Raw genomic sequence first — 11,184 nt, 5'->3', positions numbered from 1 at the left:
CTCGTCACCGTCGTCGCCGTCATCGTCGGCGGCGCACTGCTCGGCGTCGTCGGCGCCCTCGTCGCCATCCCCATCGCCGCCGCACTCCTGCTCCTGGTCAGGGAAGTCCTCTACCCACGGCTCGACCGGACATGAACCACGTGACGAGGGCACCGAAAGCGAGCGCCGCCCCCAAAACAGCCGAACCCGGCCAGCCCGCCACCGCGAACGACGCCGTGGTCGCCGTGGCCCCGAATGCCGAGCCGAGCGAATAGAACACCATGTACGCGCCGATCGTGGTGCTGGTGCGGTCGGTGAACGTGGTCGTCAGGAGGTGCTGGTTGCCCACGTGCACGACCTGCACCGCGAAGTCCAGCACCAGCACGCCGGCGATCGGCAGCACCAGGGACCAGCCCAGCTGCCCGATCGCGAGCCACGAACCGAGCAGGAGGACCAACGCCATGCCCGTGACGCGACCGGCGTGGCCGGCGTCGCCCCAGCGGCCGGATCGGGCCGCTCCCAAGGCTCCCGCCAGTCCGGCGATGCCGAACAGGCCGATCTGCGTTGCGCTCAGGTGCCACGGCTCGCCGGCCAGCGGGAGCGCCAAGCCGCTCCAGAGCGTGCCGAACGACGCGAACAGGAAGAACGCGATCAGTCCGCGGCCGAAGAACACCGGCTGGGCGAACAACCCGAAGAAGGAGCGGAGGATCCGGCCGTAGGGCTCGGTGCCGATCCGGCGGTCCGCCGGCAGCACACAAAGACTGAGCACGCAAAGGAAAGCGGCCAGCGTGGACAGGGCGAAGTAGCTGCCGCGCCAGCCCCACAGGTCCGACAAAGTCCCGGTGACGACCCGGGCGCCGAGGATGCCGGCCACCACGCCGGACGTCACGACGCCGAGGTTGCGGCCCCGCTCGGCCGGCGGTGAAAGCGATGCCGTGTAGGCGACCGTCGTCTGCACCACCACCGCGAACACCCCCGCGACGGCGAGGCCGGCGAACGCCACCACGGCTACCGGTGCGGCCGCGGTGATCGCCAGGCCCGCCGCCACCAGCCCGAGGTGCCCGGCGATCAGGCGCCGGCGGTCGAGGCGGTCGCCCAGGGGCACCAGCAGCACCAGCCCGGCGAGGTAGCCGAGCTGGCCCACGGCCACGAACCAGCCGACGGAGTCGCGGGGAACGCCCAGTGCGTCGCCCATCGGGCCCAGCACCGGCTGCCCGGCGTAGACGCCGGCGACCGCGACCCCGCACACGACCGCCAGCAGCAGCCTCGTCCCGCGTCCCATCACACCTCCCAATTGGTTGCAGTTTGCAACTCTTCGGAGAGTAGGTCAGAATGGTTTCACTACGCAACTCATGGGAGAACGCGATGTGGACGGACCCGACCTGCCCGGTCGCGCGGGCGGTGGACGTGATCGGCGATCGGTGGAGCCTGCTGATCGTCCGGGACGCGATGGACGGCGCCCGCTCGTTCACCGACTTCCAGCAGCGCACGGGCATCGCGCGCAACATCCTCGCCGACCGGCTCCGCAAGCTCACCGCGCACGGCCTGCTCGCGCACGTCGAGGCGCCGTCGGGCAAACGCCGTCAGTACGCGCTCACCGCGGCCGGCGAGGACCTCTTCGCGGTGATCGTCACGCTGCGGCAATGGGGTGAGCGGCACGCCTTCGAAGCCGGCGAGCCGCATTCGGTCCTGGTCGACGCGCACGGCGCGCTCGTCCCGCCCGTCGTCCCCACCGCCCCGGACGGATCGCCGCTCACCAGCGACACGACTTCGGTCCGCAAGTGAGTCAGCCGCGCAGGGCGGGTCCGATCCAGCGGCGGACGAGCGCCCGGATCCCGTCGTCGGTGAGCGCCGGCGTCGAGGGGTACTGCAGGAACGACAGGAAGAGCCGCATCAGGAGCTCGGCCAGCCCCTGGAGGTCGTCGTCGGTGGTGACACCGACGGCGGCCCAGTCGACCGGCACGTTGCGGAGAATCCTTGCGCCGTAAGAGAAAGCCAGCGGCGAGATGACACCGACCGTGAAGAAGTCGGCTTCGCCCGCTTGCAGGAGCAGACCCAGGTGCGGCTCGCCGGGCAACGTCCGGACCGCGAACACCACGGACTCCACGGCGACTTCGGTCGCGCTGCCGAACGAGGCCAGGTGGCGTTCCATCCGGCCGGCGAACTCCTCGACGCCGGCCAGGGCGACCGCGCGCAGGATGTCGTTCAGGCTCGGGAAGTAGCGGTAGACGGTCTGCCGCGTCACGCCGGCCTCGGCGGCGACGTCGGACAGGCTCGTCTTGGCGAGCCCGGCCCGGTCGAGGCACGCCGTCGCCGCCTCGACGATCCGGCGGCGCGCCTCGTCTTCCGTGCCGGGCGGGTTGCCCTGCCATCCGTGGTGCCCCATGTGCCCCATCTTCCCCGACCGGGCGGGCTCAGACCGGGGCAGGTGCCCGGGCCTTCCGGTACAGCGCCACCAGCACCAGACCGGCCGCGGCGAAGCAGGCGAGCGCGTAGGGCCCGCTGCCGATCGGGCCGCCGGCGTCCCCGGCGAGGGCGCCGACCCAGAACACCGCCAGCGCTCCCAGGTAGACGGCGGGATAGATCCGCACGAAAGCGGACTGGGGTGGGCGTTCCGACCGGTTCGTCACGATGATCCAGGCGCCCGCCACCCAGACGAGCGCCAGTTCGGCGCCGAGAATCCAGGCCTGCACGGCGGTGTTCCCGTCGAAGAGGCTCGACGGGATGCCCGCGATCGCCATCGTCGGCGGGGTGAGGACGCCGGCCACCAAGGTCCGCAGCACGAGCGGCCACCCGCGGCGCGGGCCGCCGGCCAGGCGCACCACCAGGTAGGTCAGCGCGCCGAACGAGACGGACGCGAACAGCAGCATGCTGGTCATCGGCACCGCCGCCAGCGCCGGGTGGTTGACGATCCGGTTGCCCGGGTTCCAGGCCCACCAGCGCAGCTGCGGGCCGAGCTGGTCGAAGACCTCGTAGAACACCTGGCAGACGAAGGCGACGGCCACCGAACCGGCGAACGGGCCCCGGCTCCGGAAGACTCCGAGCGACCGCACGAGCTCGTAGGCGAGCTGGCTGAAGGCCGGGTAGAACGCCACGATGTACAGCGGCAGCCGATCCGCCATGAACTGCACGGTGAACTGGTTGTGGGCGAAGATGAAGCCGTACAGCCGGTCGAGACCGAACCACTCCGGGAAGTACAGCGGCGGCTCGGTGACGAAGAGGTAGACCAGCGAAGCCCACCACAGCGCCAGGTTGATCGGGTCACCCGCGCGGTACCGGCGGACGGCGTGCACCAGCGCGAAGACGGCGCCGCCGACGATGAGCAGCTCGAGCAGCGGCATCGTCCAGTGGGCCAGGGCCCAGGGGAAGCGGACCGAGACCACCGGGGCGACGTCGTGGCAGTCGAAGCCGAGACCGCGGGTGAGGGCGTCGGCGTCGGTCCCGCACGCCACGCTCATCGCGCGGACGCCGTCGCCGGTGAATAGTCCGTGGCCGGTGGTTCGGCCTGGGGGTCGAAGCCGAAGGGAACCCGGTGCCGGCCGAGCGCGGCGCGGACGCGGTAGCGCACGAGCCCGGCGATCACGCGGGGGTTGCGCAGCATGTCCCCCATCGACTCGTCGAGGTTGAACACCTTGGCGAAGTGCTCGTCGACCACCTCGTCCTCCCGGGCGGCCCCGACGATGAGGCTGAACGCGGGCGCGGAGACGGCCGCGAGGATCCGGCGTTTCCACTCGCGCGGTTTCTCGGTGCCTTCCGCGCACTCGTAACCCTGGTCGCGCGCCATCGCCAGGCTCCACGGCACGTTCAGCGCCTTGCGTTGCGAGGCAAGGAACTTCGCGGAGAACTTCGCGTCGATCCGGCCGGCGCGGGCGAGGTGCTCGCGCAGCAGCAGGGCCGAGCCGGCCGCGGAGCTGATGCCCTGGGCGTAGAACGGGTTGAACGCGCAGATCGAGTCGCCGACGAACACGAGTCCCTTCGGCGGGGCAGGCAGGCGGTCGTAGCGCCGCCACTTGTTGCCGGTCGAGCGGGTCAGGTGGACTTCCGACGTGGGCTCGCACTGGTCCATCGCGGCGGCGAACATCGGCGTCCGCACCCGGCGGGCCGTCTCGACGAACGCGTCGGTCGTGCGCGGCATGTCCAGGCCCCACGACCCCATGCAGGCGATGGCCCGGTTGCCCTCGACGGGGAAGAAGTTGACCAGGTACTCGTGTTCGGCGGGGTGCTCGCCCTTGTCCGGCGTCGGCATGATCACCAGGTGCCGCCACCACCAGGTCGCGGGCCGCGGCGCCGGCAGCTCGTACCAGCGCGAGGTGTAGGTGACCTTGGCGTCGAGCGTCCTGGTCTCCGGTTCGGGCCAGCCGGCCGCGACCAGCCAGGCGCCGACCGGGGAGCCGCGGCCCATCGCGTCGACGACGAGGTCGGCGTCGACGTGCTCGTCGCCGCCGGACGTGGTGAAGCCGACGCCGGTGATCTCCCCGTCGCGGGTGCCGCCGCCCCGCGTGGTCAGGGCGTTGACGGCGGCGCCTTCGCGGATTACGACGTTGCCCAGTTCGCGCACTTTGTCGCGTAGGACCCGTTCGATGAGGATCCGCGAGCTGTAGACCATGGTCATCGCGCTGCGTTTGCGGGCCGACCAGCCTTCGCCGTCGAGGTAGGCGGCGTCCATGGACGGCATCAGGTGCAGCCCGCCGGCGGCGATGAGGTCGGCCTCGAAGCCGTCGAACAGCACCCCGATCGCGCGCCGGCCCGAGTTCAGCAGGAAGTGCGGGTGCTTGCTCTGCGGCACCCCGCGGCGATGCCCGGCCCCGGCAGGCAGCTCGTCGCGCTCCAGCACCAGGACCTGGTCGAAGTACGGGGCGAGCGCACCGGCGGAGCACAGGCCGGCGGCGCTGCCCCCGAGGACGACGGCGGTCTTGCCGAGCCGCATGCGGATCAACTCCCCACGTCGAATCATACAAAGTGACGACGAATGTATGAATGAGTGAGGACGAGTGTCAAGGGCCGATCGCCGCGCGCCTTCAGTCCTCGACCGTCAGGCCGAACAGCAGGTCGTCCGTCCACTCGCCCTTGAGCCAGGTGTGCCGGCGCCGATGGCCCTCGCGGCTGAACCCGAGCCGCTCCAGCAGCCGCGCCGACGCCGTGTTCCGCGCGTCGCATTCCGCCGACACCCGCCGCACGCCCGCGGCGAACACCCGGTCCAGCACGCACCGCACCGCTTCGGTCGCGTAGCCGTTCCCCTGGTGGGCGCGGGCGATCGTGAACCCCACCTCGGCCCGCACCCGGTTGCCGGCCCAGCGAATCCCGACGTCCCCGATCAGGCCGCCGTCGCGCTCCACGGCGTACTGGAACCAGCCCGGCGCGCCCTCTTCGGCGGCCGCGAACCCGGCCACGAGCCGCCGGGCGGCCGCCTCCGGTACCGGCGCGTCCCACCCCTGGTAGCGCGCCACCTCGGGATCCGAGCGGTACGCCGTGAACGCGGCCACGTCCCGGGTGGCGAAGCGCCGGATCACCAGCCGTTCGGTCGAAACCGGCAGTTCGCCCAGGTGCCCGGGCCGAGCGCTCAGCGAGCCGAACCGTGGGAGCCGCGGATGCGCAGCCCGTCCGACTCGATGATGAGTTCCGTCGGGCAGTCGTTCACCCCGACGCCCGCGAACCGGAACGGCTCGCGCCCGGCGCCCACCAGCGTCGTGGTGCCGTTCTTCTCCTCGAGCCGCACCTTCCGGGGACCCGATCGGGTGTCGAACACGTGCAGGCTGCCGAAGGCGGCCTCGAGGTCCTGCCACGGCCGGGGACCGCCCAGGACGACGGACGGCAGCGGCTGCGGCTCCCCGTCGAGGAGCACCTCCATCCGCCCGGACTCGCCCGTTTCGATCCGCAGCCCGGTCTGGACCTCGTTGTCGAGCGTGAGCTCGACGTACCCGCCGCGCGGGGCCGACTCGCGGATCTCGAGCTCTCCGCCCGGGCGGACCAGGAACTCCGCCGGATAGCGGGCCACGACCGCCAGGAGCGGGTGGCGCAGGCCGTTGACGATGCGGATCGACTTCACCCGCTGCGCTGTGGTTTCGGTCAACGGACTAACCCTTCGGAGTAGCTGCGAATCGGCAGATCGTACCGCCGCCACTCACGTCTTCCCCATGCCCCTAGGCATCCCTAGGGGGTGATGCGGAGAACGCAACAGTTCGGCCACGAGTCCTCTTCGGACACCCGATGCCGCAGAATGGCTCCCGGAGGTGGACCACGGTGGGCAAGCTGGGCATCGACCTGCACCTCGACGTCGGCGGCGGACCGCGGGCGCGGTCGATCGAAGCGGCGCTGCGCGAGGCGGTGACCACCGGCAGGCTGCCCGCCGGGACCTGCCTGCCCGGCACCCGCGGCCTCGCCGACGACCTGGGGATCGCCCGGGGAACCGTCGTCGCGGCCTACGCCCAGCTGGTCGCCGAGGGGTGGCTGGTCAGCGCGACCGGGTCCGGCACCCGGGTCGCCGACGTCACGCTCCCGCACGCGGGCGCCCCGCACGGCCCGGTGCGCGGGGTCGTCGACCTGCGCCCCGGCCGGCCGGACCTCAGCCTCTTCCCGCACGGCCAGTGGTCGGCCGCGGTCAAGCGCACGCTGGCCGCGGCGGACGCCGGCAGCATGGACTACGGCGATCCGGCGGGTACGCGGGTGCTGCGCGAGGCGGTCGCGACCTACGTCTCCCGGGCTCGCGGCGTGCGTGCCGAAGCCGGCGCCGTGGTGATCACGAGCGGGTTCACCCACGCCCTCGCGGTGCTGTCCCGGGCGCTGCGGGAGGCCGGGGCGCACACGATCGCCACCGAGGACCCCGGGCTCGCGCACCACCGGCAGCTGATCCACGGCGCCGGGCTGCGCACCGCACCGCTGCCCGTCGGACCGGACGGCGCCGACCCGGCCGGGATCCCGGCACGGGCCGGGGCGGTGCTGCTGACGCCCGCCCACCAGCACCCCCGCGGCGTCGTGCTGAGCCGCGAGGCGCGCACCGCGTTCCTCGCCTGGGCGAACGAGCGCGACGGGTTCGTCGTCGAGGACGACTACGACGGCGAGTTCCGGTACGACCGGCACGCCGTCGGCGCGCTGCAGGCCCTCGACCCCGATCGGGTGGTCTTCGCGGGGAGCACCAGCAAGGCGCTGGCCCCCGGGCTGCGGCTCGGCTGGCTGGTCGTGCCGCCGCGGCTGCGCATCCCGGTGCTGGACGCACTGGCGGCCACCGGTGCCAGCGCCGGCGTGCCCGGCCAGCTCGCCCTGGCCGACCTGCTCGACCGCGGCGACTACGACCGGCACGTCCGCCGCACCCGGCAGCTCTACCGGAAGCGGCGGACCGAGCTGGCCACCCGCCTCGCCGAGCTGACCGACGTCCCGCTCGACGGCGTCCCCGCCGGGCTGCACGCGCTCCTCCCCCTGGCCTCCGCGCGGGAAGAGCGCCGGCTCGTCGACGCGGGCCTCGGCGCCGGCCTCCAGCTCGCGGGCGTGCACGCCGCGGGGTACTGGCATTCCGCCCGCGGGGGCAAGGCCGGGCTGATCGTCGGCTACGCGACCCCGCCGCGGCACGCGTGGCGACCGGCGCTGGACGCGCTCACCGGCGTGCTTAGCGGCGCGGCGATCACGCCCTGGTGAAGCCGTCGCGCCAGGAAGTGCGGCTCGGCACCCAGCCCAGCTCCTTGCGCGCCAGGGTGTTGTCCGCCCCGCGGGCCCAGCCCGTGCGTTCGGCGTCGCTCCGGGCCGGTTCCGGAGCGCCGACGGCCGCGCAGAACACCGGGACCCACTCGTGGCCGGCGGCGGGCTCGTCGTCGCAGACGTTGACCGCGCCCGGCGACCAGTCCAGGGCGGCGACGGCGGCCGAGGCCGCGTCGTCGACGTGCACGAAGCTCGAGACGTCGGCGTTGGCCGGCAGGTTGCCCGCCCGCGCCGCTTCCGCCATGAGCGCGCCGGGCTCGTACCACGTTCCGGGGCCGTACAACGTGCCGTAGCGCAGCACGACCCACTCGGGCAGCTCCGCGACGGCCGTCTCGAGCGACTGGATGCCGCCGACCGTGGCGACGCGGTCGGGCGCGCCGTGGAGATCCAGGGGCGTGTCCTCGGTGGCCGGCCCGGCGCCCGGCTCGTAGGCCCACGAGATGCTCTGCGCGACGATCCGGCGCACGCCCGCCGCCTTCGCGGCGTCGACCAGGTTGCGCGTGCCGACCACCCGGACCTTCGCGTTGGCGGCGCGGTCACCGGCGCCGAGGTCGGTGAGCTGGTGCATGACGACGTCCGGCCGCGCCGCCGCCACGGCGTCCGCGAGCCCGGCCGCGTCGTAGACGTCACCGAGGACGGCCGCCGCTCCCAGCGCCTCGATCGTGCCGGCGGAGGCCGGGTTCCGGGTCAGGCCGACGACTTCGTGGCCCTGGCCGAGCAGCGCGGGAACCACCCGGCGGCCGAGGGCGCCGGACGCACCGGCGAGGAAGATCCGCATGGTCGTTCTCCTGTTCAGGCGCGCGGCGCGCGGCGACCGGCGCGCGCCGCCAGCTCGTCCGCGCCGACGAAGGTCAGCATCTCCTGCCCGGGCGCGCAGATCATCACCACGACGAACCGGCTCCACGAGCCGGCGAGGTTGTTGGCCGCCTGGTAGTGGATCACGTCGCCGCCGGGCTCCCAGAACGCTTCCCCGGCTTTGATCACCCGTTCGGGTTCGCCTTCGAGCTCGAAGATCATCTCGCCGTCGAGCATGAACCCGAAGACGGGCCCGGAGTGCCGGTGCGGCGGCGTGCCCGAGTCGCCGGGCGGCAGCTCGATGGTGGCCGTCATCACGTGCGCACCGTCCGGGATGGCCGGAGTCTGCGAGGCCAGCATGGTGAGGACGGAGTTCGTCCTCGGCTGTGCGTTGGTCATGGTTCCACGCTAGGCAGGACGCGGCGCGGCCGGTTGGTCCACTTCCGGTCCGCCGCACTGGACCGGTTCGTGCCGGTCTCCCCTCGTTTCGGCGTACACCGAAACGAGAGGCGCCGGGGAACTCCCGCGGCCACCGGCGCGCCGGAACTCGTAGCCTGGCGGACGGACTTTCTGGAGGGAGCCTTGTGGTGGCAGCAGAATCGGGTGACTGGCGGGTCGTGTCCGAACCGACGCCCGGAGTGACCCCGCCGCCGCCGTCCCCGGACGACCACGACGCGAAGCCCGAGCCCCAACCCACGCCGTCGCCCTCCCCCGGGCCGGAGCCGAAGCCCGTGCCCCCGTGGGGCAGCGGGCCGGACATCGGTGTGACGCCGTCGTGGCTGCGGCAGCGCGCCGACGGCTGTGACGAGACCGCCGTCGCCGTGAACGCCTTGCGTGGCGCGGCCGACGACACCTTCGAGCCACTCCGGCGGGCGGCCCCCGGCTGGGCGTTCGCCGACAGCGTCGACGACATGCAGTCCCGCTGGGACGGGCTCAACGACCTCGTCCACCGAAGGCTCGCCGAGGGCGCGGAGAACTTCCGGCTGAGCGCCGACGCGTACACGAAGACCGATTCGGCGGGCGGGGAGCGGATCCGTGGTTGACTTCAAGCAGCTGACCGAGCTGGACGTCGCCGGGCTGGAGAAGTTCGCCGAGCAGTGGGCGATGGTCCACGAGAAGCTCCACCGGATCCGCGACGCCTACGAGTCCGCCGTCGTGACCCCGCTGGAGGACGGCGACTGGGCGGGCAAGGGCGGCGACGCGGCGACCAAGTACTGCGCCCGCGTCCGCTGGGACTTCGACGCCGTGGACACCGAAGTGAAGGCGCTGCGGAAGTACATCGACGTCGAAGCCGACGGCGCCGAAGGCACCACGGGGCTCAAGGGCCTCGAAGGCCACCAGCGCGCGGTGCTCGACCTGCAGCGGCAGGCGCGCGAACAGGGCATGACCGTCACCGCCGCGGGCAAGGTCACCTGGGACGACACGCCGGGCGTGTCCCCAGGGTACTTCGACGCGCTCGGCGAGCAGGCCGACATCGCGGACGGCCTGACGAAGCAGATCCAGGCGCATCTCAAGCAGGCCACCGAAATCGACGAGGAGCTCGCCCGCAACCTCAAGGTCGTCTTCGGCACCCAGGACAACTTCGAGACCGAAGACCGCCGCTACGGCGTCCTCCCGCCCACCGAGCACGACCGCCGGGTGTGGAACCAGCTGCACAACGTCGTCCTGCTGGGACTGGTGAAGCAGGGCAACGACCACGCGGCCTGGCTGCTGCAGCACTACCTCGACGGCGACGGCACGACGGTCGAGGCGCCGGTGCAGGACATGCTGGACGACATGCCCTCCTTCCAGGAGCAGGTCGACAAGTCCGTGGCGGAGGCCGGAAAGGGCCCCGACGGCCCGTTCACGACCGACTGGAAGACGACCGCGCCGGACCTCCAGCGGGACGGCAAGGGCGGCCAGGACTGGTACTACTCGTTCAACCACTTCCAGTACCGGCTGGTCGGCGACAAGCACGGCGACGAAGTCACCTACCACGTCGAAATCCAGAAGCGCTACGACTGGGGCATCCCCAGCGAGCACCGGCGCGACCTCGAGAAGGACACGCCGGTGATGGACGTCGACTTCGAGCAGGCCGACATCGCCCACCTCAACACGACGGGCAAGGCGCGCGACTTCGACGTCATCGGCAAGTCGACCGAGAAAACGGCGAGCGTCTAGCGCTCACTGCTCGCGGAGCGGGCCGTGGACCTCGCAGTCCGGGTTCGGGCACCGCTCCGCGTTCCGCTTGTTCCACGCCTCGCGCATCTTGTCGTGGCGGGCTTCGAACGCCGCGTCGCGGCGGGCGCGCCACGGGGACGGGGCCAGGCGGCGGGTCACGAGCAAGTCGTGGGGCGACAGGTCCTCGGCGTCCCGGGTGACCTCCAGCCCGGCCGCCGTGAGGATCGCTCGCATCGCCTCCACCATCGCTTCGGAGATCGCCGACGTCAACCGCGAGAACGCGGCGCACTCCTCGCCTTCGTGGTGCGGGTCGTCGCCCAGCGCTTCCTGGGCGGCGTCGAGGAGGACGATGCCCTCCCGCCAGCCGACCAGCACCCCGCGCAGGTATGGCCGTTCGACCTCGACCACCGCGCCGGCGGTGTCGGCGTGCGGCCCCAGCGGCAGCCCGGCCGCGACGAGCTCGGACCGGACCACGCCGGCCAGCGCGTCCATGCGGTGAGACAGATCCGGGTCCGCTTCCCAGGGGTTCTCGGTCATGGCCCGGATCTTCCCAGCCCCCGC

At 72.5% G+C, this 11,184-nt stretch carries 13 protein-coding genes; 4 read left to right on the top strand and 9 right to left on the bottom strand.

Annotated features, from left to right (window positions below; all coding sequences use genetic code 11):
- Positions 1-97 precede the first annotated feature (97 nt).
- Entirely contained in the window at positions 98-1,261 is a 1,164-nt protein-coding gene (locus tag AB0C38_RS37080; protein ID WP_360682446.1) for an MFS transporter, read from the bottom strand.
- 83 nt (positions 1,262-1,344) lie between these two features.
- Between AB0C38_RS37080 and AB0C38_RS37075 the strand changes: the two genes are divergently transcribed.
- Positions 1,345-1,764 carry a helix-turn-helix domain-containing protein gene (locus tag AB0C38_RS37075; RefSeq protein WP_360682445.1) on the top strand — a complete coding sequence of 140 codons (420 nt, stop codon included), beginning with the start codon at positions 1,345-1,347 and terminating at the stop codon, positions 1,762-1,764.
- A 1-nt stretch (position 1,765) separates the two neighbouring features.
- Here AB0C38_RS37075 and AB0C38_RS37070 read toward each other — a convergent pair whose 3' ends face one another.
- The 5 genes from AB0C38_RS37070 to AB0C38_RS37050 all read right to left on the bottom strand — a co-directional run bounded on the left by AB0C38_RS37070 (position 1,766) and on the right by AB0C38_RS37050 (position 6,049).
- On the bottom strand, positions 1,766-2,365 hold the full coding sequence (locus tag AB0C38_RS37070; RefSeq protein WP_360682444.1) for a TetR/AcrR family transcriptional regulator: 600 nt from the start codon (positions 2,363-2,365) through the stop codon (positions 1,766-1,768).
- Positions 2,366-2,393: 28 nt separating this feature from the next.
- Complete coding sequence (locus tag AB0C38_RS37065; protein ID WP_360682443.1) at positions 2,394-3,437, bottom strand: hypothetical protein; 1,044 nt, start codon at positions 3,435-3,437, stop codon at positions 2,394-2,396.
- A complete protein-coding gene (locus AB0C38_RS37060; protein ID WP_360682442.1) occupies positions 3,434-4,906 on the bottom strand; it encodes an FAD-dependent monooxygenase in 1,473 nt (490 codons plus the stop codon). The genes AB0C38_RS37065 and AB0C38_RS37060 overlap by 4 nt, the downstream gene beginning before the upstream one ends.
- Before the next feature lie 91 nt (positions 4,907-4,997).
- The gene (locus AB0C38_RS37055; protein ID WP_360682441.1) at positions 4,998-5,489 is read right to left on the bottom strand and encodes a GNAT family protein; all 492 of its coding nucleotides are present in this window, start codon (positions 5,487-5,489) and stop codon (positions 4,998-5,000) included.
- 50 nt (positions 5,490-5,539) lie between these two features.
- The gene (locus tag AB0C38_RS37050; protein WP_360682440.1) at positions 5,540-6,049 is read right to left on the bottom strand and encodes a hypothetical protein; all 510 of its coding nucleotides are present in this window, start codon (positions 6,047-6,049) and stop codon (positions 5,540-5,542) included.
- 170 nt (positions 6,050-6,219) lie between these two features.
- Here AB0C38_RS37050 and AB0C38_RS37045 point away from each other — a divergent pair, with 170 nt between their 5' ends.
- Positions 6,220-7,608 (top strand): PLP-dependent aminotransferase family protein, encoded by a 1,389-nt coding sequence (locus AB0C38_RS37045; RefSeq protein WP_360682439.1) that lies wholly within the window; start codon positions 6,220-6,222, stop codon positions 7,606-7,608.
- On the opposite strand, the gene AB0C38_RS37040 is transcribed toward AB0C38_RS37045, so the two are convergent.
- Positions 7,595-8,446, bottom strand: a complete 852-nt coding sequence (locus AB0C38_RS37040) for an NAD(P)-dependent oxidoreductase (protein ID WP_360682438.1) — start codon at positions 8,444-8,446, stop codon at positions 7,595-7,597. The genes AB0C38_RS37045 and AB0C38_RS37040 overlap by 14 nt on opposite strands.
- Positions 8,447-8,460: 14 nt before the next feature.
- A complete protein-coding gene (locus tag AB0C38_RS37035) occupies positions 8,461-8,862 on the bottom strand; it encodes a cupin domain-containing protein (RefSeq protein ID WP_360682437.1) in 402 nt (133 codons plus the stop codon).
- 188 nt (positions 8,863-9,050) lie between these two features.
- Between AB0C38_RS37035 and AB0C38_RS37030 the strand changes: the two genes are divergently transcribed.
- Both AB0C38_RS37030 and AB0C38_RS37025 read left to right on the top strand, forming a co-directional pair.
- Positions 9,051-9,506 (top strand): type VII secretion target, encoded by a 456-nt coding sequence (locus tag AB0C38_RS37030; protein WP_360682436.1) that lies wholly within the window; start codon positions 9,051-9,053, stop codon positions 9,504-9,506.
- A complete protein-coding gene (locus AB0C38_RS37025; protein ID WP_360682435.1) occupies positions 9,499-10,623 on the top strand; it encodes a hypothetical protein in 1,125 nt (374 codons plus the stop codon). Before AB0C38_RS37030 ends, AB0C38_RS37025 begins: the two co-directional genes overlap by 8 nt.
- Before the next feature lie 3 nt (positions 10,624-10,626).
- Here AB0C38_RS37025 and AB0C38_RS37020 read toward each other — a convergent pair whose 3' ends face one another.
- Entirely contained in the window at positions 10,627-11,160 is a 534-nt protein-coding gene (locus AB0C38_RS37020) for a hypothetical protein (RefSeq protein WP_360682434.1), read from the bottom strand.
- Between the last annotated feature and the right edge of the window lie 24 nt (positions 11,161-11,184).

The organism is Amycolatopsis sp. NPDC048633 (assembly GCF_040650695.1).
Taxonomy (GTDB): domain Bacteria; phylum Actinomycetota; class Actinomycetes; order Mycobacteriales; family Pseudonocardiaceae; genus Amycolatopsis.
The sequence above is the reverse complement of the archived record's forward strand: the minus strand, read 5'-3'. Positions and strand labels throughout refer to the sequence as shown.

What these genes read in the sequence shown, in the direction of transcription:
- AB0C38_RS37080 (WP_360682446.1), bottom strand. Translation starts at nt 1,261, where the DNA reads ATGGGACGCGGGACGAGGCTGCTGCTGGCGGTCGTGTGCGGGGTCGCG.
- AB0C38_RS37075 (WP_360682445.1), top strand. Translation starts at nt 1,345, where the DNA reads ATGTGGACGGACCCGACCTGCCCGGTCGCGCGGGCGGTGGACGTGATC.
- AB0C38_RS37070 (WP_360682444.1), bottom strand. Translation starts at nt 2,365, where the DNA reads ATGGGGCACCACGGATGGCAGGGCAACCCGCCCGGCACGGAAGACGAG.
- AB0C38_RS37065 (WP_360682443.1), bottom strand. Translation starts at nt 3,437, where the DNA reads ATGAGCGTGGCGTGCGGGACCGACGCCGACGCCCTCACCCGCGGTCTC.
- AB0C38_RS37060 (WP_360682442.1), bottom strand. Translation starts at nt 4,906, where the DNA reads ATGCGGCTCGGCAAGACCGCCGTCGTCCTCGGGGGCAGCGCCGCCGGC.
- AB0C38_RS37040 (WP_360682438.1), bottom strand. Translation starts at nt 8,446, where the DNA reads ATGCGGATCTTCCTCGCCGGTGCGTCCGGCGCCCTCGGCCGCCGGGTG.
- AB0C38_RS37035 (WP_360682437.1), bottom strand. Translation starts at nt 8,862, where the DNA reads ATGACCAACGCACAGCCGAGGACGAACTCCGTCCTCACCATGCTGGCC.
- AB0C38_RS37020 (WP_360682434.1), bottom strand. Translation starts at nt 11,160, where the DNA reads ATGACCGAGAACCCCTGGGAAGCGGACCCGGATCTGTCTCACCGCATG.